Below are 22,311 nucleotides of genomic sequence, written 5' to 3' on the forward strand. Positions count from 1 at the left end.
AGCTACCTTCTAAAATACGAAATCCTGCGTCAATTATTGTCGATACGGGTTAAGCAGATCCCGGGCGATAATATCCTGATGAACTTCCGATGTTCCTTCCCATATGCGCTCAATACGAGCGTCGCGCCAGAAGCGTTGTATCGGGAATTCTTCCATAAGCCCCATGCCACCGAAGACCTGAACCGCATTGTCAGCGACCCGGAAAACCATCTCTGAGCAATAGTAATTGACCATCGAGGCTTCCGTCCGGTTCATCAATCCATTTTCGATCTTCCAAGCCGCCTCCTTCACCATCAAATCGCCCAGCCTAACATCTACAGCCATGTTGGCTATCTTGAAACCGACACCCTGAAACTCGCCAATGGTCTTGCCGAATGCCTTGCGCGTGCCAGCCCATTCCTTGCTCATCTCAAAGATGCGTTCCGCGCGCCCGACACAATGCGCCGACAAGGCAACGCGACCGTCATAAAGCCATTCATTGGCCATATCAAAGCCCTTGCCCTCCTCGCCCAGTATCTTGTCCTCATGCACGCGCACATCTTCAAGATACACCATGGTCGGATTGTAACCGCGTGTCACGATCGATTTCATCGGCTCAACGCGGACGCCCGGCAGAGACTTGTCGATAAGGAATGATGTAAACCTTTTCCGACGACCGCGCGGTGTCTCATCTACACCGGTAACAGCAATCAGAATGATGAAATCGGCGATGTCAGCATGGGAGATAAATTGTTTGACCCCATTGATAACCCAATGATCGCCTTCTTTCACCGCCTTGGTGGTGATACCGCGCGCGTCAGAGCCGGCACCCGGCTCCGTCAATGCGAAAGCATCCTTGCGCTCTCCCCGGATCGCAGGCTTCAGATATTCTTCAATCTGCTCGCCCTTGCATTTGAAGAGGATGCCCGTGACACCGCGGTTCATACACATGGTCAGCGCCGAACTGACCTTGCCGAGCACACGTTCCGCCTGCATTTTCGTCTGCTTGTCGAGACCGGGCCCGCCCCATTCTTCCGGCAGATTCATGCCGGCAAAACCGGCATCCTCCGCCTTCTGTTTAATCTCATCCTTGATCTCGTCAGGAACATAACGCAATTCCTCAACGATATTTTCATGCGGATAAAGTTCTCTTTTGCAGAACTCTTCCAGGGAATCGATGAGCGCCTGCTGTTCGAAACTGAGTGAAAAATCCATATTCTATCCCCCTCATGCACCAATAAAGCGCGGCGCGCGACGTTCATTGGCCGCCGCCAAACCTTCTGCATGATCTTTCGACTTGGCGCAGATTTTCCCGGCCAGTACTTCCTCAAGCTGTTGATCGGACAGGCTGCGAAGATTGGATGCGTTGAGAAGCTTCTTCGCTTGCGCGATGGCGACCGTCGGACCGCTTGCGAGCTTTTGTGCAAATGCGAGCGTTTCGGCCCAAAGATTCTCAGGCGCACTGACATGACTGACCAGTCTGTTATCCAGCGCCTGTTCTGCATTCCACAATTCGCCGGTATAGACGAAATGTTTGGCCGTCTCCAATCCAACAATTCTCGGCAAAAGCCAGGTTCCACCACAGTCGGGATTATAGCCGACATTGGTATAGGAGCAGATGAACTTGGCCGTCTTTGATGCGTATCGGAAATCACAGGCGAGGGCCATATCGAGACCGGCTCCGACAGCCGCCCCTTCAATCATCGCAATGACCGGCTTCGGCATGTCGTTGACCTGCTGGACAAGACGCAGCGACTCTTCCACCCAGTTCATATCCGGCCAGTCGGTCTTGCCCGTTGCCCATTCCTTGACGTCCGCTCCGGCAGAAAATGCGCCGCCGCGACCGGTCAAGATCAATGCGCGCATCTCGGCGTCCAATGCCGCTTCGCGAAGAGCCCTGCGCAATTCAATCGTCAGGCCCATGCCAAGCGCATTTCTGGCTTCCGGACGGTCGAGCGCGATCACCCCAACGGCGCCGTGCCGTTCGACTTTGATAAACTTATACATTTTTCCCATTTCTGCCCTAAAAGTGGAGGGCACGTTCCGTTGTTATTGATCCTCTAGCTTCCGCTCCATCGCGGCGTGCGTTTTTCCAGATAGGCGCGCTGCCCTTCGATCATGTCCTGCGATGTCAGCATTTTCTCGTATATGGTCAGATCCGCCCGTCCGTAGGCGCGCAGATGCATGGCTTCGCGTTCCGAAAGACCGTCCGCCGCCCGCAAGGCCTCCTTCAGACCTTGTTGTGCCAATGGTGCTGTTCCCGCAATGTGTTGGGCAACCGACATGGCCGTGACCATAAGGTCCTCTTTCGAAGTCACGCGATAGACAAGCCCCCAGCGGAATGCTTCCTGAGCACTCATAGGCATGCCGGTCCAGATCATCGCGGTCGCCACATGATAAGGGATACGGCGCGGCAAACGCTGAAGACCACCACCGTCTGGCAATAACCCACGCTCCAGTTCAGGCAGTTGAAAGAAGGCGCTTTCCGCAGCTATAAGCATGTCGCACGCAAGCGCCAGTTCCAGCCCACCGCCAACGGCTGGACCGTTGATGGCTGCAATCAAGGGCTTCTTCAAAGACCATAAGGTGGTGATGCCGCCAAAGCCGCCTTCAAGCGCTCCTGGACCGGATTGATCTTCGCGACCCGCCTCATTGAAATCGAGGCCCGCAGAAAAAGCCTTGTCAGATCCGCTTGTGAGAATACCAACGCGCAAATCGGGATCGTTCTGAAGATATAATGCAGCCTTTTCCAGATGTCGGCTTAGGGTCCGGCAGATCGCATTGACCTTCGGCTTGACCATACGGATGACCAAGACGGCCCCATCGCGCTGCAACGAAAGATAGCCAGCGAACTCGACATTCAACGTTTCAATCATTGTTGAGCTCCCTTCTTTGCAGCCTTCAAACTGTAGAGATGCAGCAACAATGGGGGCACCGAAGTCACGACCAGCATCACTGTTGAAACGACTGCGAGAGTTGGATCGACATCATCACGCAAGGTCGCAAATGTGACGCGCGGCAGAGTAGACATAGGTCCGGAAGCCACCATTAACGAAATGATTAGTTCATCGAAAGATATCAGGAATGACAACAGCATGGAGGTAATCACTGATAACTTCAGTTGCGGCAGTGTTACGGTCATGAAGGCCTTGAAGCGATTGGCACCGAGGCTGCGCGCAACCATTTCCTGGCTTTCGTCATAGGCGCTGAACCCGGCCGTCATCGTGAGGATGACAAATGGCATTGCCACAACCGAATGACCCAGTATCATACCCCAGATCGTGTTGAGCATTCCGCCGATGCTCGCATAGACAAAGAATATGCCGATGGCGATTAATATCGACGGTACGGCGAGCGGCGCGACCAACGTGGTACGGATGAGGTGCTTCAGGCCAAACCGGCCCTGATTGAGCGCATAAGATGCGGCGACGCCGGTCACCGTTGCCAGCACCATGGTACCCAAAGCAACCCGCAGGGATACCCACAAGGCATCGATCCATTTTTCCTGATGAAGAAAGGCATCATACCAGCGCAGCGACCATCCAGCCGGCGGAAATATCAGTGCGGTGCTGGAGCTAAAGGATACAGGGATAACAATCAGTGTTGGTGCTATCAGGAAGAAGATGACTGCGCCAACCAGAATATAGAGCCAGAGCCGATCACGATGTGAGATGTGAGATTCCATAATATCACCTCAACGACCTGATGAGAGCCAGCGCACAAGGACCAGACTGATCCACAGGCACAGCGCCGTCATCGCAAGCAGAAGTACTGCAAGGGCTGCCGCGGGGCCCCAGGTAGGATAAAGCGAGATCGACTCTTCGATGCGTTGCGCAATCAGCTTGACCCTCCCGCCGCCCAACAGTGCCGGAGTAATGTAGAAGCCAAGGCACATGACGAAAACCATGACGGTGCCCGCAACAAGTCCAGGCATGGATAAAGGCAAGAATATGCGGAAGAACGCATGGGTGGGCGATGATCCAACATTCGCAGCCGCGCGCATCAGATTGGTGTCAATTGTCTTCATCGAAGCATAGAGCGGCAATACCAGAAACGGCACCATAATATGCACCATGCCGATGACAGTGCCTGTCGTGTTGTGCACGAGCGTGAGTGGCCGATCGATGACGCCTAGGAAGGCAAGCGTCTTGTTGACCACACCGTTGCGCTGCAAAATGATGAGCCAGGCAAAGGTACGCACAAGTCCCGATGTCCAGAATGGGACCAGCACGAGAAGCATCAACAGGCCGGCCCATTTGCTCGGCAGTATCGAGATCAGATAGGCGACGGGATAGCCCAGAAGCACACATATCACCGTGACAATCAGCGCAATCCGGAACGTGTTGAGAAACATCTCAACATAGGCTTCTTCCGAGAAGAACAGTCGATAGTTTTCGAGGCTCATCTGGCCAGTCACATCGATGACCGACATGGAGAGCAGCCACACCAGCGGAGCCACCATCAGGACGCCAACAATCAGCAGCGCAGGCGTTGTCAGGCCCAGCATCGACCAGATTTCGTTCCGTCTTTCCCTTTTCAAGAGACGGCTGTTTTCATCAAGTTCACGGCCCGTTATCGGGGCTGAAATGACGGCTTCCTTCATGATGAAGCCTCCGCTCTTACATAGCGCGTGTCCGCTCTTTCAACACCGAGCGTTACACGCTCGCCGGCACGCGGCAATGAACCGTGATTGTCTGACCGGTTCGCGACACGTGTGAAGACTTTGTGGCCGCCATCCAGCATGATTTCGAAGAGGAGGCACTCACCTTGATAAATCGATGAGGTGACCAGACCTTTGAAAATGTTGTCACCGTTCTGCGCGGCACGACCTTCATCAACGACAATGCGAAGATGTTCCGGGCGCAATGACAACAGAGCGTCACTACCCAGCGCAGATACGTCTCCGGCAAAACGCACAGGCTTGTTGTCGTAGCTGAAGCCATCGGGCGTTTTGTGCAAAGGCAGAAAGCTGGTCTCACCGATGAATTCGGCAACGAAGCGGCTGTCAGGCTTCTCATACAGGTCCGACGGCGTCGCAATTTGCGCCAGTTTGCCGTTGCAGAAAACGGCGATCCGATCCGACATGGTGAGGGCTTCACGCTGATCATGGGTGACGGAAATGGTCGTCATGCCAAGACGGTCATGCAACTTGCGAATTTCGATCTGCATCGTCTCGCGCAGCTGTTTATCCAGCGCAGACAGTGGCTCGTCCATGAGAAGGATGCGCGGTTCAAAGATGATAGCACGCGCCAGTGCGATACGCTGGCGTTGACCGCCTGACAGTTCGTTGACCCGCCGCGCGCCATAACCGGACAACTGGACCATATCCAGGACACGGTTAACGCGGGTCTCCACATCGTTTTTCGAAACTTTGCGCAGACGCAGCGGATAGGCGACGTTTTCCTGAACCGACATATGCGGAAATAGAGCATAGTTTTGAAACACCATACCGATATTGCGCTTATGCGGTGGCAGATGAATGATCTCCTGATCGGCAATACGGATTGAACCGGCATTCGGTCTGGAAAAGCCAGCAATCATCATCAGAAGACTGGTCTTGCCGGAACCCGACGGACCGAGCAGGGTCAGGAACTCGCCCGCCTGAATGTTGAACGAGACATCATCAACCGCGCGAACTGATCCATAATGCTTTGACAATGACCGGATTGTAACCGGCAGAGCCGTGATCGGTGAGTGAGGCATCTATATGTTCCATCTGACGACACCGTCTATTCCGGGCGTCGAACCGGTGAGAATAATGGGAACCCGAATTGGACCAGCAAACGGGGCGCGAGCTCAAATAACCCGCACCCCGACCGCCGGTTACTTCATCATGGTTGAATCCCACTTTGTCTGGGCTTCTTCGCTGTGTTTCGCCCAATACGGCATATTGGTGATGAGCTGCTGTTTCAGGTTATCGCCACTTGTGATGATCCTGGCGGCCTTCTCAGGTGAGACCAGACCCTGACGAAACGCATCCTGGTTCATAGGACCGTATGAAATGTAATCGGGCAGACGCGCCTGATACTTCGGATCAAGCAAATGATTGATCAAGCGCATCGCGCCTTCGGGGTTTGGCGAGTTTTTTGGGATGACGAGACATTCGACATCCATCACGGCGTCGTTGAGCTTATAGGCATAAGGCGCGCCCTCCTTGATCGCCGCATCGATGCGGGCTGCCCAAATGGAGAGCATGTCGACTTCTTCAGATGTGGCGAGCTGCGTGGCTTGCGCGCCGGTGGCCCATTGAACCGCGATATCCGGCTTCAGCTTTTGCCACTTCGCCATCGCGCGATCCATATCGATAGGATAGATATCCTTCTTGTCGACGCCATCCGCCATGAGCGCGATTTCCATGTTCGTCGCAGGCGAATTGCCCGAAATGGCACGGCTACCCGGGAACTTTTCGACGTCGAAGAAGTCGGTCCAGTTCTTGGGCGGATTGTCTCCATAGACATTTTTGTTATAGGCGAGAACCGTCGTATAAGCGGTAAAGCCAACCCAGTATTTGCTGCGCAAATGCTCTGGAATACCTGACGCGTTGGGGATCTTAGAATAATCCAGTGGCACAAGAAGATCTTCAGTTCCGGCCAGATCGCAAAGACCGCCATAAAGTTCCGCAACGTCGATATCGACAGCCTTGGCGCGCACCTTTGTTCTGATGTCGCGTATACCACCAGCCAACACATAGTCGACAACGTCCATGCCGTGATCTGCCGGAAGCTGGTCAAGAATGGCCTTGCGTACGCCTTCCTGATAGGCACCACCATAGGACGCATAGCTGACCGTCTCATTGGCATATGCGGCACTGGCAAACATTGCGACAGCCGCCGCAATCATAATCCTGGTTTTCATTGTTCCTCCCATTTTGGCAATTATCTTGCCCGATCATCTTGCTTTGATTTATGGCCTTGCCCGAACCGTTCCTCCTCCAAGGCGTTTCGAGCGGCCTATGCCCATCAATTGGAAAAGAGTTCCAGCCCTCCCTTCAGCGCCGCACGACAATCAGAAACCATCCGCTCGATAAGCTCGCCGCAACTGGGGATATCATTGATCAACCCGATGGCCTGGCTTGCCCATATCAAACCGTCATCAATGGTCCCTGTCGAAAGTGCAGCTCGCCCCCGGCTTCCCGACACAAGTGGCTGAACATCCGAAAACTCCGCGCCTCCCGCGCGATTTTCGATAGTCACAACCTCATCAGAAACCGTGTTCTTCAGAACACGTCCGGTATTGCGGAAGGTGCGGAAAATAAGATTGGTGTCACGTTCATTCGCGGAAAGCAGAGCTTGCTTGATGTTCTCGTGAATTGGCGCTTCTTTGGTTGCGCAAAAGCGCGTTCCCATGTTCACGCCCTCGGCACCAAGCATCAAGGCAGCGGCCATGCCCCGACCATCTCCAATGCCGCCTGAAGCAATCAATGGCACTCGAACCTGCCGCGCCGCAGCGGCGAAGAGTATCAAACCACCAATATCATCTTCACCGGGATGCCCGGCAGCCTCAAAACCATCAATTGATACGGCATCAACCCCTGCGCGTTCAGCAGAAAGCGCATGACGCACCGCCGTGCACTTATGAACAACGATAGCGCCAGCGGATTTGATCTTGGCAATAAACTCTTTGGGGCTTCGTCCGGCGGTCTCAATGATCTTGACACCTGCAGACAACGCTACATCGAGATACTCCTCGTAAGGAGGAGGCGATGTCGTTGGGAGGATGGTCAAGTTGACACCAAAAGGCTGATCCGTCATCTGGCGGCAGCGTTCAATCTCTAGCACCAGATCCTTTGGCGTCGGCTGGGTCAGCGCCGTCAGAATGCCAAGCCCACCGGCATTGGATACTGCCGACGCCAGTTCCGCTCTGCCTACCCACTGCATCCCTCCCTGGACGATTGGGTAACGCGTCTTCAGAAGCTCGGTAACGCGTGTCCTCACTTCTTCCCCTCCTACTGGAAAACTTGTTGAGTAAATCTTCAAATTCTGAGACTGTAAGTCAATACAAATATTGGCTGAACGTCCAACTTTTTTTTAATTTATTGAAATCATTTAACTATAATCGACTATAACGGCAAAATGGGGAAAACCGTGCAGATATCGACTTCATCCTTGAGGAACGGGTACAGCGCCTATCGGCGGCGCAATGGATCTATCTATGCCAATAGTCTCGACACCCCCGCCGGGAAGCTTCTGCCATGACGTGGCATCGAATAGTCCCGGCAATTCTCATTTGCTTCAGCAGCTTGTCTTACATTTTGAACGACGCAATGACAAAACTGCTGATAGACCGCTACCATGTATCCTCGATCATTCTGCTACGCAGTCTCATCGCGCTGCCTGTACTCTATCTGATCCATACTTGCACAACCAAACAAAAGAGCATCCGTACAAAACGAATAGATGTTCACGCATTGCGGGGCGTTATCGGCCTTACGGCAGCGTTTTTCTATATTCGCTCACTGGAAAGCCTGACCGTTTCGGAAGCGACCGTCATCCTGTTTCTCTCACCCATAATGATCAGCTGCATTGCCTGGGGCGTCCTTAAGGAGAAAATTGGCCTCTCGACGTGGGCCGCCGTACTGCTTTGCTTTGGCGGGGTGGTGGTGGCTATTCAGCCGGGCACGACAGGATTCAAGCCCGCCATGCTATTTGTTGCGGCGGCAAGCCTCCTATACGCCATCAATGCGGTCTGCTCGCGCCATATTCCACCCGAAGATAATATCTGGTCGATCGCTTTTTATGGCGCGGGATTCTCGGCGCTTCTCATCATGCCCATCGCTCTTTGGCATTGGACGCCCGTTGCTCCTTCCGATGCCTTGTTTTTTTGCGCTGCCGCCTGCTTTTCCAGTCTCGCCCTCGGGCTTAGCGCAGTCGCCTATCGCATGGCGTCGCCTTCGTTTCTTGCCCCTTTCGCTTATTCCAGCCTGCCCTGGTCGATGGTCGTCACTTGGGTCGTCTGGCAAATCATCCCCAGCACAGAAGCGCTTATTGGCGCCACGATCATACTGGCAAGCACGACATTGACAGTCAGGCGCTCCAAATGATCCGTCCCCCAAACTATCCTTGAAATGAGAGAAAAATAAACATGAACCCAGTCCTGCTTGATATGGACGCCGATACCGGTGTCGCATCAATAATCTTCAATCGCCCCGATAAGCTAAACGCGCTCAATGAGCCAATGGCAGCGGCGTTTAGAGATGTCGTCGACGTAGCTCTTGCTACAAGGGGTCTGCGTTGCATAGTGCTTCGTGGCGCCGGGCGAGCCTTTGTCGCTGGCGGCGACATTGCAGCTTTTGCCGATGATCCAGACAAGGCTGATCTGGCATTGAAAGCACTTCTGCGCCATATGCATCCGGCAATTCTGGCTCTACAGGCTTGCCCGGTTCCAGTCATCGCGGCGGTTCAGGGCCCGGCGGCAGGCGCGGGCCTCAGTCTGGTTCTCGGCTGCGATTACGTCATATCCAATACAACTGCCCAGTTCGTTCTAGCCTATGACAAGCTGGCGACTGTACCAGACTGCGGCGGCACGTGGTTTTTGAAGAACAGGTTGGGGCGACAGGCGGCGTTCGCTTTTATGCTACGTGGACAGAAACTCACTGCTGCACAAGCCCATGAGCTGGGCTTCGTCAACGAAGTGGTCAGCGATGATAAGTTTACGGCAAGAGTGAACGAATTGGTGGCCCAGATTGCCTGTGGCCCAACCTATGCTTTTGGCCTGTTCAAGCAGCTTATGAGGAATGACCTGTCTTTATCAGACCAACTGGAAGCGGAACAGGCAGCCTTCATAGAAGCAACTGATACGCAAGATTTCCGCGATGCTGTCAGGAATTTTCTCGATAAGAAACCTACCCGCTATACGGGCCGATAGCTCGGTCAGGGTTTCGTCGCGCGCAATTGCGGAAGTCCCAAAATCTCCGCAGCCTGGAGTGCCAGCCACATGGCTGTCACGTCTGCGGTATTGCTGAGCGAGCGTCCGGTCAGTTCCTCGATGCGGCGAACGCGATAGACCAAGCTCGCCTTATGAATGTGCAATTTCTCAGCCGAAGCCTGCCACGACCGGTTCTGTTCGAGAAAAATCTTCAGTGTGAGCAGCAATGAAGCCCGCGACTCTTCATCATGATCTGCGAGACGCCCCAGAACGTGACGAAAGGTCTGCATCGCTTCATCCAAATTCTGCGGAAGCCAAGGCAGTCTGTCCGCGACTTCCGAATAGAACACCGCAGGCCGGTTCGAATTTGCATGCGCGAGGGCAAGACGCGCTTCACGAAGCGCATCTTCGAGGCGATCACAGTTCCCAATCGGATTGCTGACCCCCAGTTCCGTTTCAAGAATGGTGGCGATTTGTGGCGCAGAACCGCGTTGCATCATTAATACCAGCTCTTCGCCCAATGGATAGGGCAGCACTGCCGCATCGACCCTCTCAAAAAGTGAGGCCAATTCGACGAACTGCAATGCACCCCGTCTTGCAACTACGAGATGCGCCAGATCAAGCTGAAGCCCAAATTGCTCGACCCGCTTGCTCGCCTGATGACGAGAAAGGCGCAATTGAAACAGTTCTTCCATGAGTTCCGCGCCGGACCGGAGACTGCGCTCGCATTCCACGTGCAAGCGCTCCAGTGCGATGCCAAGCACTGCCGCCATATAGTTCAGCAGGCTGTAATCGACATAATCGTGACCGTTACGATGCGCCAGCAAGACACATCGCCTTCGCGACGGTATTGAAATGGCAAGGGTTTCACCACCTTCTGTTGCATGTCTGCGGACCACCGGCTGGGTATTTGTGGTGTCTGGCTTTTGCTGAACCAGAAACTCACGAAGTTTTTCAGACAGGGCTCCCTGTTTCGGTAGCCACAATTCGTGTGTTTGCGGGTCCCACAAGGATAGTTCCGCACGAACGTCTCTCCCCAGCCGCTGCAGAAGCTCTTCGAGGCCCAACCCTTCGATGGCCATTCGAGCACTGACACACACCCGCGCTATCGCATTGCGACGCTCAAACTCCTCAACGCGGGCAGCATCGATCACAGCTCTGGTGACAGACGAAAACGGCACACCATAATGGGTAAATAGCAATGGAAAGCCCAGACGTGTCGCCGTTTCCTTAAGGGCGTCGAGATTAGTCGGAGCCTGCATATCCTCGCCAATCATCATACCGGCGAGGCTCGCTTCCGAAAGCGCCTCTATATATCTGACCTGTGCATCAGGATCGGAAGGAACGCCCATGCCAGTGGTCATCAGCAGATCGCCATCACCCAACCATTCGGTAGGGTCGGACAATTCACAGACATGGGCCCAGCGGACGAGGCGGTCCAAACCCTGTTCACCACTGACCGCGCGCGTGCGCAGTTCCGGCATACTGATAATATCTGCTATCCGCAAAGGCATGGGTCAACTCGACTGATGTACTGTTCCAGTGAATTGTATTTCTGAAACAATTTTAACGCCAGTTATGGTTTGCCGCCTTTCGGCCCAATACACTCTCCTAGCCGAAAATAACATAGGCTTTGCGCACTCTGCCGGATGTCCCACTCGCCTTGCGTGTTGGCGGCAAAATAGATGGTATCGCCAGCGCGAAACTCTACTGTTGTGCCGTCATCACCGCGAAAGCAACCAGACCCTTCGATGAAATAGCTAAACTCGGCCTGCACGACACCACGGCGAAAACATCCCGGCGTACATTCCCATATCCCGGAATTGCCCTCCGGGATTTGCACGGCACCAGCCGTTCGCACCTGCGCGACCGTGGCACTCGTCGGCGCCCCAACGGGCGTGTAAGCACTAAAGGCGCTGTCATCGTCAATGCGCATTAAAACTGGCGACATCGCAATCTCCTCACGATTTGTCTTCAAGGCCTGAAGGGGCAAGTCCCGCCAGAACCTTATCTATTAGAGCTGGCTTGACACCGCGCATCTCGGCCCGCTCTTTGCGAATAACAGCGTTTCGCACCAGATTTCCGCCGAGATATCGCAACGGCTCAGGCGGAAACGCCCTGCACTGGCGGCCAACTAAGGATGAGCGGCTCCATTCGTCATCACGACCAAGCGCCAAACTTGCAAGGATGCGTCCGCCCATCCGGCTTGGTCCAACGCCATTACCGCTCCAGCCTATGCCGTAATAAATGTTTCGGTGCCCCTTCAGGGAACCGAAAACGGGCAGGCTGTCATACGTGCGGTCAATCGGTCCAGACCAGCTATGACTGACAGCGCGGCCAGCCAAAATGGGGTAAGTCGAGAGCAAATCCGCTTTGGTGAGATCTATGCTGTTCTGGTCTTCACTGAAGACACCTTTGATCTGCGCGCCAAACGAGATCGCGCCTGTCCCCTTACCAAAAGCGATGCGCCCATCCCGCGTGGTGCGATAATAATCGACCATCAGCTGCGAATCCGTGATCGATTCACCCCCGACCCAGCCGATTTCTTCAAGATCGGTCCCGAGCGGCGGTGTCACCACAATCGCGCTGTTGACCGGGGTAATGAGCCGGGCAAGTTCGGGTATGGCCGCAGACCAGGCATTGGTCGCCAGCACTATCTTTTCGGCGGACACCACACCGCGGTCGGTTTTCAGTTGAAGGCGCGAAACTGCATCGATCTGATGAACGGGCGATTTCTCGTGTATAATGACGCCAAGTTCCATCGCAACGCGGCGCATGCCCCGCACCAGCGCTGCGGGCTGTACAGTCGCATTGGACGCCTCAAAAACACCGGACAGATGCTTTGTCGAACCAGTGCGTCGTTTGATTTCATCGTTCGAGAGACGTTCAAAGGGCCTAACGCCCAATCGTTCGCAGGCCTCAAGGGTTCCATTCCATGAATCGACATGGGCAGGCGTTGTCGCGGTCCAGAGCCACCCCTTCTGCACAAAATGTGCGTCGATGTTGTGGGTCTGGCAAAATTCATCAAGTTCGTAGATCGCCGTCTCCGAGCTTTGCGCCAGAAACAGCGCTTCCTGTTCACTGCAGAACGACCTTAGTGTGCCAATCTTCGGCCACCACGACATGACAAAGCCGCCGTTTCTCCCCGATGCGCCACCGCCGCACACATCCGCTTCAAGAACGACAACACGACAATCGGGCTCGTGCTGCTTTATGGTAATTGCAGTCCACAGACCGACGAAGCCCCCGCCGACAATCGCGATATCAGCCCGCTCATTTCCTTCCAGCGGCTCGCAAGGAGCGAACGGCTCAATGGATTCCTGCCAGTAGCTTCGTTTAAGCGGTTTTGAGAACCGGAATTTCATAATGATTTCTACCTTCTCACTCAGATCCGGCCTGGAGGATGGTCTCGGCGATGTCTTCCCCACTGCGCGGCACCGCATTGATGCCGCGCATGCTAATCGTCGGGTTTAGACTGAACGCCTAGCCTCTCAGTGCAAGCGTAGCAGCTTCATCAAGCTTCAACGTTTTTGGATCTACGACCACGCCATAAAGATCTTTGGCCGCTTCCACAGTGATATACTCGTCGAGCACATCTTCCAGCACATCATGGATGGAGCGCGTCTTGGGGTTGCCCCACCCGCCACCGCCGGTGCTTTCGAACATAAATGTCTCACCAGCTGCAAACTTGTGCGAGGCCAGCAGAGGATTGTGCCACACGCCTTCGCCATCAATGCCGCCGATTACGGCCGCTGAACCATCCGCTCCGATATGGCTTGCACGTTGCACCACGCTTGGAAGACCACCAGCCGCGCCGGGGCTTCCGGCCAAAGTGCGCGATGTTTCCATGCCCAGTTCACCGCCGCCAAAGAAGCGCACCTTGAACCGGGCACCCAATCCGCCGCGGTACTGACCGGCACCAGCTGAATCGCTTCTCAGTTCGAAGGCCTCATAGGCGATCGGGAAAAACAGTTCAGCCGTTTCGGCAGCCATGTTCATGCAGTTGCCGAGCGGATCCATGGTGACATTCATACCGTCGGAGAAAGGCGTTCCTCCCCAGCCGCCGGCTGGAAGATCGGAAAACACGTCCGTCTTGCCCTGACCATCTGTGCAGCTTGCAACGAACCAGTTCGCGTCGGAACAGGTTGACCCCGTAACCCGTTCTGGAATGGCTTTTGCCAAGGCTTGCCAGATCGCACTGGTAATCTTGGAGGCCGTCAAAGTCGTACAACCAATGGTAGGCGCTGGCCATTTGGCATTCAGCCAGCAACCCTCGGGAAGCACGACTTCAATCGGGTTAAACAGGCCCTGATTTTGCGGAGCATCCGGCGCCAAGAAGAACTGCAGTGAATAAAGCGCCGCAGACATTGTATTGGCACGCGGTGAATTAATCGCACCCTGGCAGATCGGGTCGGTTCCTGTGAAGTCGACCTTGATCGACGTATCGCCGATCTCCAGCTTGACCTTAACCTTCACGCGCTGCTGGCTAATGCCATCCGTGTCGGCATAGTCTTCCGCCTCATAGATACCATTGGGAATCGTGCGAATGCTCTCACGAACCATCCTTTCGGTGTAAGCCTGAATTTTCTTCATGGCTTTTTGGACGATTTCAACACCATAGCGATCACAGGCGCGCTGCAACTCCTGTTCAGCCGCAAGCAGTGCACCAAGATGCGCCTGAATATCTCCCTTGATGAAGTGCGGCGTGCGCGTATTATTCAGGATGATGGCAATCAGGTCGTCGTTCAGTTTACCCTGCGAATAGATTTTCAGCGGCGGCAGACGCAGACCTTCGGCAGCGATATGGGTGCTGAAGGACTGACCGCCAGCGCCGCCACCGCCCAGATCCATCCAATGTCCTCGACTGACCCCATAACCGATCAGCTGCTTTTTGTAGAAGATCGGCTTGGTAAACGTGATGTCATTGATATGGGTTCCACCACGATACGGATCGTTCAGGACCAGCACATCGCCTTCGAGAACATTCTCCTTGCCGATACTGTTGACGGCTTCTTCCGCGCTGAACTTCATCGCTGCAAGATGCACCGGGCAGTTTGCAGCTTGACTCAACAATTGCAGGTCGGCGTCGTAGATTGCGTTGGAGAAATCTAGCATATCCGCCAGAATTGGCGAGAAAGATGAGCGCTGTAGTACAGTCGCCATACGATCGCTGGCAAACTCGAAAATGCTGCGCATGACTTCAAAGGTGATCGGATCGATATCGTTATCGATATCATGTTGAGTGGTTTGGCTATCCATCACTATCTCCTCCCTCAGATTTCAATGTCGATGACAAGCGAACCTGTCGTGTTGACATGCGCCCGTGTCTTTGGCGGCAGAACGGTACAAGCGTGCTCATACTCAATGATTGCCGGACCGGTGATCTCGTGTCGGGCACCCAATGCTTCACCGTCATAGACGTTGCAGCTCGTCCACTCGCCATCAAAATAGACGTCGCGCTGGCTCTTCAGAATTTCCTCCCCTGAAGACTGTGCGATTTCCACGACGGGAGGATCTTCCATCCGGCCAATCGCGGTGACACCAAAGGAAACAAAAGTAGGTGCGAAATCTTCAGAACTGACGCCGAACTCCTGTTTGTGAACGGCGTGGAAATCGTTCTCGATATCTGGCAGCAGTTCAGCCGTCAGCACGCCGTTCGGTAAGGGTGTTTCCACCTCATAGGATTGCCCCACATAGCGCATCTGGGCGGTTCGGATGAGTTCGATATCGCTCTTGTTCTGGAAGCCCTGATCCAGCAAGGCCTGCGTGGCTTTTGTTTCCAGATCCGCAAGGATAGCATTGATCTTTCCGAGGTCTGCTTCCTTAACTGGGGAATAGTAGAACTGCTCGATATCCTGGCGCAGATCCATCGCCGTCGCGCCGAATGCCGAGGCGACACCTGCATGGGGCGGAACAATGACTTTAGGAATATTCATCGACTTGGCCACGATGCAGGCATGCAAGGCACCTGCACCACCAAAGCTGGCATAAACGAAATCGCGCGGATCACGACCCCGGGCAACAAGAACCTTTTTCACCGCTTGCGCCATATATTCGCAACCGATCCGGATCATGCCTTCAGCAGTTGCAAGCGTGGAAAGCCCGATCTTTTCGGCAAGCGCGGAAATAGCCTGTTCCGCAGCGGTAGCATCCAGATCAAACTTACCATTCAGCGTCGGATCAAGGCGACCGAGGATCAGATTGGCGTCGGTGATTGTCGGTTGCGTGCCGCCTCTGCCGTAGCATACGGGCCCGGGCTCTGAACCGGCGCTCTTGGGACCTACACGCAGCGAGCCACCCTGATCAACCCAGCCGATGGAACCACCACCAGAACCCACGCTGTGGATGTCGAGCATAGGAACGACAATCGACACTTCCCACTCGAGTTCGTGGTCGCGCGTAATCAGACCTTTGCCATTCTCGACAATGGAAACATCGAAACTCGTGCCGCCTACATCAGTGTGCAGAATGCGCTCAAAACCGCTTTGCTTGGTAAGATAGCCGGCATAGGCCACGCCACCTGCCGGACCCGATTCCAGCATGTCTTCTGGATGCTGGCGTGCCGCGCCCGCCGACATAACACCGCCGCTACTCTTCAGGATCAGTAGTTTTCCGGCAAAACCATGTTGGTCAAGACGGCTCTCCAGATCGTCCATATATTTTACCATGACCGGCATGCATGCCGCGCGAACGGCAGTCGTTACGAAGCGGCCATGTTCGCGGAAAATCGGACGGGTTTCCGCAGAGAGAACAACGTGAATATCGGGACAATATTCGAGCAAAATATCGCGCATCTGCTCTTCATGCTGCGACCCAACATAGGAGTTGATGAAGCCGATACCCACAGACTGAATGCCCGCTTCTTTAATTCTGGCGGCCACCTCGCGTGCCGCACTGACATCCATCGGACGCTCGGATTCACCACGAACATTCACGCGTTCCGGGATCGTGTAGCGATAACGCCGTTTGATGACGGGCTTGGGCTTTGTCTGGTAGGGATCATACAGATACTGACGATGCTGCCGCCCTATTTCGATCGTGTCGCGAAAACCATCCGTCGTGATGAACGCAGCATCGGGATAGCTGCGCTCGATCAGCGCATTGGTCGCAGTCGTCGTACCGTGCATCAGATATGAAATATCCGAAATATCGATCCCGGCTTTTTCAATGGATTCAAGGACTGCGATGGAACGATCCTGCTTTGTTGTCAGAACCTTAGCGGTAACCTGATTGCCGGTCTTTTCCTCCCAGGCAAACAAATCCGTAAAAGTACCGCCGACGTCAATTCCAACCCTCCACATGCAAACCTCCCTTGCATATAAGCTATGTAGATGGGCCATAATTTCGTGAATAGCGATCAACCGTCAATCATATGATATATTGATAATGGAAAATCGATTCATATGATCGTATCAATTAAAATCATCCCTTTGCGATGCTGGCCACGTATTGAGGATCAGTATCGAACCAGCCAATTCCGTTGTAAAAAGGGCGGCAATGATTGCCGCCCTGTTCGTTTCTGATCAGCCGCGTTGTGAATCGAGCTGTTCGCTGTTCTTTTCGACTTCTTGCGCCTTCATGTAGCTTTCGATCAGAAGCTGATAGGGAGGGAAAATCTTCGTATAGACATTCGCCCATTCCTGCGCATCGTCGCGATGCCAGGTTTTCTGGAGTTCGGACGCCACGGCAGCCGTATCCATCGGCACCACGCCAGCCTGTACAATGCGCGCCAGTGTAATTTCCTGTGCCATCTTGGAATAAGTGCCGGAAGCGTCCACGACAGCGAATACCTTATATCCATCCTGAACAGCGCTGATCGCCGGGAACGCCATGCAAACGCTGGTAATCGTGCCGGCGATGATGAGCGTTTTGCGACCGGTCGCCTTGACGGCCTTGACGAATTCGGGATTGTCCCAGGCGTTGATCTCACCCCGCCTCGCCACATATTGCGCATGCGGCGCATTTTCATGGATCTCGGGGATCAGTGGCCCGTTCGGGCCCTGTGGTACAGATGCGGTGGTGATGACCGGCATGTTGGTCAGCGTTGCCATGCGGGCAAGCGCTGTCGCGTGATTGCGCAGAACAGGCATCGGCATATCCGCAACAGTCTGAAAAAGACCGCTCTGATGGTCGATGAGAAGCATGACTGCGTCATTCGGATCGATTACCGGTCGCTGACCATTGAAGTTTGCTGGGCTACTCATTTCAAGTCTCCTATTTGGTTCATCTGCTGTGTGAACGGCGATGAATTCATCGTCTGAGAGCAAGATAAGACTGAAACAAACTGGTCTGTAGATCGGTTTTCGGGTTAATCTGTCCTGAAAACAGGACAATGAAAGAACCCCTCATGACCGATCTCAATGATTTGCGCCTCTTCGTAAAAGTCGTTGAACTTGGTGGCTTTTCGGCTGCTGCCCGACAACTCGGGTTGCCGCGCTCGCGGCTGAGCCGCCGGATCGGCCTGTTGGAAGATGATCTGCACGTCCGGCTCATTCAGCGGACCACCCGACAATTCGCCGTGACCGAACTCGGTCAGGAGTTTTATCGGCATTGCGTTGCCATGATGATCGAAGCTGACGCCGCGCTCGACGTCATTGCCCGTATGCAGGTAGAACCGAAAGGCACCGTGCGCGTGAGTTGCCCTGCCTCGGTGATCTATTTTCAGGTCGGAGAGATGATTGCGCGCTTTATGGCAAAATATCCCCAAGTGAAGGTCGAACTGGAAAGCACCAACCGCCGGGTGGATGTCATCCGGGAGGGATTTGATCTCGCCATTCGGGTGCGGTTTCCCCCGCTGGATGATAGCGATCTTGTCATACGAAAACTGGCGGAAAGCCATCAGCGACTGGTAGCAAGCCCAAAATTGATCCAGGAGGGTCACCGACCAGCGCCAGCCGATCTTGCCAATATGCCCGGTCTTGCCTGGGGATCGTCAAAGAATAATTTCGAATGGAAACTGCAAGGCCCGAACAGCGCAACGACTGAAGTCCCTTACGAGCCTTTGCTGATCACCGACGACATGGTGGCGCTGCGACTGGCTGCCCTTCAGGGCATTGGTATTTGTCAATTTCCCACGATGGTAATTGATCAGGATTTGAAAGCTGGGCGACTGGTCGACGTCCTGTCCGGTTGGGCGCCGCGCACTGGCATAATCCATGCTGCTTTTCCGTCGCGCCGGGGTCTTCTCCCCTCCGTTCGCGCGCTCCTCGACTTTCTTGCTGATGAGTATACAGCGCTTTCCGCCAAAGAAAACAATGGAGGTTGATTGCCCTTATCCGGGCAATTATCCATTTCAGGCGAGCCAGAACGGGCGTACTTTACTGTAACAAACTTTTTTCACATAAAGAATCATGAACTAATCTCCGACGGGTGGGGACGGAGAGGTTCGAATGTTCAATCTGTCATCTGCAATGCCGAAAAAGTCTGTCAGTCGGCTGCTGGTCAGTCTGCTGTCTTCTGCGACTTTCTTGTGCACGCTGTCGTTTTCAACGCGATTAGCGATGGCTCAGCAGGTTGTGGCCGACGGTGTCACCGTCACCGCCTCGGGCACCATTGATACAGGCACGACTGCAGGCACCGCTGGCATAGCGCTACTGGCACGCGATGGTGGCATTATTCAGAGCTTTTCACCTCTCACGATTACGACTGGCGGCGGCAATGCTATCGGCGCGCAGGCCCTACGGGGTTCTCAGATCAATCTCTACAACGGCTCAACAATCCACACCACGGGCAGTGGCGCCGACGGTATTGTCTCTTCTGGCGGCAGTCTTGTAACGGCCGAAGGTACGGACATTCAAGTTGATAGCGTCGGCTACGGCCTTATTGCCGGCACCACGGGCCGTATCGAAATGCGCAACAGCACCGTCACCACCCTAAACGCGACGGGTATTGCAGCCTTTACGGGCGGCCAAGTTACGATCGACAACAGTTTGGTTGAAACGGATACCGGGCTGGCGCTTTGGATTCAGGCGGCAGGGTCCAGTATTACCGGTACAGGACTAACCGTCACGTCCAGCGCTGAGCGCGGCGCCGTGGTGTTGGAGGGTGCTCTTTCGCTGACCAACTCGTCTATCGAAAGCAGTGCGACTGGCATTCAAACCGGCACTGCCGCAACCGTGACCCTGATTGACACTTCCGTCAGCACGACTGGAACATCCGCTTCGGGTATTTATCTGAGTGGCAATAGCAGCCTGACTATGACAGGCGGTTCGATTTCAACGACAGGGGCTGGTGCGCGTGCGCTCTATGGTGCGGCAGGCAACAATACCGCGCAGATTTCAGGCACGGGAATAGTCTCAGCCCAGTCTGCAGCCATTCGTGTCTTCGGCAGTACGGCATTTCTCGACGTCGATCTGACGTCCTCATCGGTTACCGGTAATGCCGATGTGCTTGAGGTCGTCAGCGGTGGCCGTCTCGATTTGAATTCATCAGATTCCGAGCTGACAGGCGCAGCCCAGACAGAAGTAGGGAGCACATCGAACGTTACGCTTTCCGATCAATCGAAATGGAACCTTACCGGCAATTCGATCCTTACCGACCTGACCAATACCAACAGCCAGATTCAGTTCAGTGCGCCGGACGGCGGCACATTTAAGACGCTGACTGTCGGCAATTATACCGGCAATGCAGGCCAGATCGGCCTCAATACGTATCTCGATACGGACGGTTCGCCATCCGACCGCCTGATTATTGATGGCGGCACCGCATCAGGTTCCAGCCGGTTGCTGATAGCAAATGCGGGTGGGCAAGGTGCGCTCACCACAGGAAACGGTATTCTCGTCGTCGATACGGTCAATGATGGGACGACCAGCGCCGGAGCGTTCCATCTCGTCGCGCCTGTGGTTGCGGGCCCTTACGAATATTCGCTCTATAGAAGCAGCGTTGACGCTTCCGGTGCAGAGAACTGGTATCTGCGGTCAGAACTAACGCCAGTGCCGCCTACCCCGCCAGATCCTCCGAATCCTCCAATCCCGCCGGTGCCACCAATCCCGGACCCAACGCCGGACTACCGTCCTGAAGTATCACTCTATGCCGCAATACCTTCGATGGGAGCGATTTACGGCAGGCAGTTGATTGGCTCCTACCATGAGCGTGTCGGCGAAGAGGAACAGCTTAAAGGCCGCACTGATATTGGCGCTGACCCGAAATTCAACGGTTACTGGGTCCGGGGATTAGGTCATTCAGGACACCGGAACGGCGACACCAACGGCATTTATGATGGCGCTCCCGAATATGACTACCGGTTCGGCGCAATACAGGCAGGGCTCGATTTCTATCGACACGAAGCCGACGGCGTCACCGACCATGCCGGAATGTATCTCGCTTATGGTCATGGTCGCATGGATGTGACCCAGAACCGTTTGATCGAAACCCGTGATGCAGGGCGCAATGATTTCGACGCATATTCGGTTGGTGGTTACTGGACGCGTCTTGGAGATAATGGCTGGTATCTCGATGGTGTCCTGCAGGGCACCTGGTACAACATGACAACCAGCTCGAACCGGGCAACCGAATTTGGCTTTCCGGATCAAGATGTCAAAGGCTTCGGTTTTGCGGCCTCGCTTGAGGGTGGCTATCCTTTTGACCTCGGGAACCAATGGCAAATTGAACCGCAGGCGCAACTCGTCTGGCAAACCATCAATTTCGATGACTTCAACGATGGGGCCGCCGATATTCGGTACGACGATTTGAATTCCTTGGCCGGGCGTATCGGTGCACGCATATCGCGCACATGGGCCGTTGAAGAAGTAACCTCAACCGAACCAGCGCGTCTGGCGACAGTCTGGGGTCGTGTCAATCTCTGGCACGAATTCACGGCAAAGGCTCAGGTCGACATTTCGTCCGCAACCGGGTTTGTTCCGTTCAAGTCCGATCTCGAAGAGACATGGATCGAAATCGGAGGCGGTGCCACAAGGCAAATTACCAAGAATATGTCGCTTTACGGCAATGTCAGTTACAGCACCACGTTCGATGCCGATAACTATGCCTGGAATGGAAAGCTCGGCATGCGCGTGAACTGGTAAACTGCTTCAGCGAACCTGTTCAACCATCCATCATTTCCGTCGGAGCGGGCGCACCAAGCTGTGCGCCCTTCCATATTGCCGATGCGCCGGGGTCGGCAAACAACAGGCGTAAATGGCCGATAAGCTGGCCCGCGCGTGGATCGGCCACGCGATAGACAACAGCGCGGGCTTCGCGTCTGCCTTCGATGATACCGGCCTCGCGCAACGCACCAAGCTGCTGTGACAGCGTCGGCTGGTGAACATCCAGCATGTCTTCCAATTCGCTTACTGTGCGTTCACCTTCCAGCAAAACGCACAGGATCGAAAGCCGCACCGGATTGGATATGGCTTTCAAGAAATCAGACGCTGCGCCAATGGCCCTGCATTTTATCTTGGGCGTGTGCCCTTTCGGCGTGGCTTTCTCGTTCATTATCGTCGCGCCCTGTTGTTCAATCTCAAAAATCGA

General features: G+C 54.5%; 19 protein-coding genes. 4 read left to right on the plus strand and 15 right to left on the minus strand.

Going from position 1 to position 22,311, the window contains the following annotated elements; all coding sequences use genetic code 11:
- Positions 1-33: 33 nt before the first annotated feature.
- The 8 genes from FHW03_RS16030 to FHW03_RS16065 all read right to left on the minus strand — a co-directional run bounded on the left by FHW03_RS16030 (position 34) and on the right by FHW03_RS16065 (position 7,856).
- Complete coding sequence (locus tag FHW03_RS16030; protein ID WP_182521538.1) at positions 34-1,194, minus strand: acyl-CoA dehydrogenase family protein; 1,161 nt, start codon at positions 1,192-1,194, stop codon at positions 34-36.
- A 12-nt stretch (positions 1,195-1,206) separates the two neighbouring features.
- Positions 1,207-1,986, minus strand: coding sequence for an enoyl-CoA hydratase/isomerase family protein (locus FHW03_RS16035; protein ID WP_182521539.1), 780 nt, complete (start codon positions 1,984-1,986; stop codon positions 1,207-1,209).
- 53 nt (positions 1,987-2,039) lie between these two features.
- Entirely contained in the window at positions 2,040-2,855 is an 816-nt protein-coding gene (locus tag FHW03_RS16040) for an enoyl-CoA hydratase-related protein (protein ID WP_182521540.1), read from the minus strand.
- The gene (locus tag FHW03_RS16045) at positions 2,852-3,664 is read right to left on the minus strand and encodes an ABC transporter permease (protein WP_182521541.1); all 813 of its coding nucleotides are present in this window, start codon (positions 3,662-3,664) and stop codon (positions 2,852-2,854) included. The genes FHW03_RS16040 and FHW03_RS16045 overlap by 4 nt, the downstream gene beginning before the upstream one ends.
- 9 nt (positions 3,665-3,673) lie before the next feature.
- Entirely contained in the window at positions 3,674-4,582 is a 909-nt protein-coding gene (locus FHW03_RS16050; RefSeq protein ID WP_182521542.1) for an ABC transporter permease, read from the minus strand.
- Entirely contained in the window at positions 4,579-5,682 is a 1,104-nt protein-coding gene (locus FHW03_RS16055; protein ID WP_182521543.1) for an ABC transporter ATP-binding protein, read from the minus strand. The genes FHW03_RS16050 and FHW03_RS16055 overlap by 4 nt, the downstream gene beginning before the upstream one ends.
- Positions 5,683-5,802: 120 nt before the next feature.
- Positions 5,803-6,834, minus strand: a complete 1,032-nt coding sequence (locus FHW03_RS16060; protein WP_182521544.1) for an ABC transporter substrate-binding protein — start codon at positions 6,832-6,834, stop codon at positions 5,803-5,805.
- A gap of 104 nt (positions 6,835-6,938) precedes the next feature.
- Positions 6,939-7,856 (minus strand): NAD(P)H-dependent flavin oxidoreductase, encoded by a 918-nt coding sequence (locus FHW03_RS16065; RefSeq protein WP_377515023.1) that lies wholly within the window; start codon positions 7,854-7,856, stop codon positions 6,939-6,941.
- A 314-nt stretch (positions 7,857-8,170) separates the two neighbouring features.
- Here FHW03_RS16065 and FHW03_RS16070 point away from each other — a divergent pair, with 314 nt between their 5' ends.
- Entirely contained in the window at positions 8,171-9,019 is an 849-nt protein-coding gene (locus tag FHW03_RS16070; RefSeq protein ID WP_182521545.1) for a DMT family transporter, read from the plus strand.
- A 41-nt stretch (positions 9,020-9,060) separates the two neighbouring features.
- Positions 9,061-9,843: an enoyl-CoA hydratase-related protein gene (locus tag FHW03_RS16075; protein WP_210277298.1), complete on the plus strand. Its 783-nt coding sequence runs from the start codon at positions 9,061-9,063 to the stop codon at positions 9,841-9,843.
- Positions 9,844-9,848: 5 nt separating this feature from the next.
- Here the strand turns inward: FHW03_RS16075 and FHW03_RS16080 are convergent, their stop codons facing one another.
- From FHW03_RS16080 to FHW03_RS16105, 6 genes are all read right to left on the minus strand, one after another.
- A complete protein-coding gene (locus FHW03_RS16080) occupies positions 9,849-11,357 on the minus strand; it encodes a PucR family transcriptional regulator (protein WP_182521546.1) in 1,509 nt (502 codons plus the stop codon).
- Positions 11,358-11,419: 62 nt separating this feature from the next.
- Positions 11,420-11,794: a cupin domain-containing protein gene (locus tag FHW03_RS16085; protein WP_210277299.1), complete on the minus strand. Its 375-nt coding sequence runs from the start codon at positions 11,792-11,794 to the stop codon at positions 11,420-11,422.
- Positions 11,795-11,804: 10 nt separating this feature from the next.
- Complete coding sequence (locus FHW03_RS16090) at positions 11,805-13,208, minus strand: FAD-binding oxidoreductase (RefSeq protein ID WP_182521547.1); 1,404 nt, start codon at positions 13,206-13,208, stop codon at positions 11,805-11,807.
- Between the two features lie 118 nt (positions 13,209-13,326).
- The gene (locus FHW03_RS16095) at positions 13,327-15,102 is read right to left on the minus strand and encodes a hydantoinase B/oxoprolinase family protein (RefSeq protein WP_182521548.1); all 1,776 of its coding nucleotides are present in this window, start codon (positions 15,100-15,102) and stop codon (positions 13,327-13,329) included.
- 14 nt (positions 15,103-15,116) lie between these two features.
- Positions 15,117-17,144, minus strand: a complete 2,028-nt coding sequence (locus tag FHW03_RS16100) for a hydantoinase/oxoprolinase family protein (protein WP_182521549.1) — start codon at positions 17,142-17,144, stop codon at positions 15,117-15,119.
- A 222-nt stretch (positions 17,145-17,366) separates the two neighbouring features.
- Positions 17,367-18,047 (minus strand): hydrolase, encoded by a 681-nt coding sequence (locus tag FHW03_RS16105; RefSeq protein ID WP_182521550.1) that lies wholly within the window; start codon positions 18,045-18,047, stop codon positions 17,367-17,369.
- A 143-nt stretch (positions 18,048-18,190) separates the two neighbouring features.
- Here FHW03_RS16105 and FHW03_RS16110 point away from each other — a divergent pair, with 143 nt between their 5' ends.
- The gene (locus FHW03_RS16110; RefSeq protein WP_182521616.1) at positions 18,191-19,108 is read left to right on the plus strand and encodes a LysR family transcriptional regulator; all 918 of its coding nucleotides are present in this window, start codon (positions 18,191-18,193) and stop codon (positions 19,106-19,108) included.
- Positions 19,109-19,343: 235 nt separating this feature from the next.
- Positions 19,344-21,866, plus strand: a complete 2,523-nt coding sequence (locus FHW03_RS16115; RefSeq protein WP_182521551.1) for an autotransporter outer membrane beta-barrel domain-containing protein — start codon at positions 19,344-19,346, stop codon at positions 21,864-21,866.
- 19 nt (positions 21,867-21,885) lie between these two features.
- Here the strand turns inward: FHW03_RS16115 and FHW03_RS16120 are convergent, their stop codons facing one another.
- Positions 21,886-22,275 carry a metalloregulator ArsR/SmtB family transcription factor gene (locus FHW03_RS16120; protein WP_182521552.1) on the minus strand — a complete coding sequence of 130 codons (390 nt, stop codon included), beginning with the start codon at positions 22,273-22,275 and terminating at the stop codon, positions 21,886-21,888.
- Positions 22,276-22,311: the final 36 nt, after the last annotated feature.

The organism is Ochrobactrum sp. RH2CCR150 (assembly GCA_014138095.1).
GTDB classification, from domain to species: Bacteria; Pseudomonadota; Alphaproteobacteria; order Rhizobiales; family Rhizobiaceae; genus Brucella; species Brucella gambitense.

Coding starts and splice junctions, on each gene's coding strand:
- FHW03_RS16085 (WP_210277299.1), bottom strand. CDS start 11,794: ATGTCGCCAGTTTTAATGCGCATTGACGATGACAGCGCCTTTAGTGCT.
- FHW03_RS16045 (WP_182521541.1), bottom strand. CDS start 3,664: ATGGAATCTCACATCTCACATCGTGATCGGCTCTGGCTCTATATTCTG.
- FHW03_RS16100 (WP_182521549.1), bottom strand. CDS start 17,144: ATGTGGAGGGTTGGAATTGACGTCGGCGGTACTTTTACGGATTTGTTT.
- FHW03_RS16055 (WP_182521543.1), bottom strand. CDS start 5,682: ATGCCTCACTCACCGATCACGGCTCTGCCGGTTACAATCCGGTCATTG.
- FHW03_RS16105 (WP_182521550.1), bottom strand. CDS start 18,047: ATGAGTAGCCCAGCAAACTTCAATGGTCAGCGACCGGTAATCGATCCG.
- FHW03_RS16110 (WP_182521616.1), top strand. CDS start 18,191: ATGACCGATCTCAATGATTTGCGCCTCTTCGTAAAAGTCGTTGAACTT.
- FHW03_RS16075 (WP_210277298.1), top strand. CDS start 9,061: ATGAACCCAGTCCTGCTTGATATGGACGCCGATACCGGTGTCGCATCA.
- FHW03_RS16040 (WP_182521540.1), bottom strand. CDS start 2,855: ATGATTGAAACGTTGAATGTCGAGTTCGCTGGCTATCTTTCGTTGCAG.
- FHW03_RS16095 (WP_182521548.1), bottom strand. CDS start 15,102: ATGGATAGCCAAACCACTCAACATGATATCGATAACGATATCGATCCG.
- FHW03_RS16090 (WP_182521547.1), bottom strand. CDS start 13,208: ATGAAATTCCGGTTCTCAAAACCGCTTAAACGAAGCTACTGGCAGGAA.
- FHW03_RS16060 (WP_182521544.1), bottom strand. CDS start 6,834: ATGAAAACCAGGATTATGATTGCGGCGGCTGTCGCAATGTTTGCCAGT.
- FHW03_RS16080 (WP_182521546.1), bottom strand. CDS start 11,357: ATGCCTTTGCGGATAGCAGATATTATCAGTATGCCGGAACTGCGCACG.
- FHW03_RS16065 (WP_377515023.1), bottom strand. CDS start 7,856: ATGCAGTGGGTAGGCAGAGCGGAACTGGCGTCGGCAGTATCCAATGCC.
- FHW03_RS16030 (WP_182521538.1), bottom strand. CDS start 1,194: ATGGATTTTTCACTCAGTTTCGAACAGCAGGCGCTCATCGATTCCCTG.
- FHW03_RS16120 (WP_182521552.1), bottom strand. CDS start 22,275: ATGAACGAGAAAGCCACGCCGAAAGGGCACACGCCCAAGATAAAATGC.
- FHW03_RS16115 (WP_182521551.1), top strand. CDS start 19,344: ATGGCTCAGCAGGTTGTGGCCGACGGTGTCACCGTCACCGCCTCGGGC.
- FHW03_RS16050 (WP_182521542.1), bottom strand. CDS start 4,582: ATGAAGGAAGCCGTCATTTCAGCCCCGATAACGGGCCGTGAACTTGAT.
- FHW03_RS16070 (WP_182521545.1), top strand. CDS start 8,171: ATGACGTGGCATCGAATAGTCCCGGCAATTCTCATTTGCTTCAGCAGC.
- FHW03_RS16035 (WP_182521539.1), bottom strand. CDS start 1,986: ATGTATAAGTTTATCAAAGTCGAACGGCACGGCGCCGTTGGGGTGATC.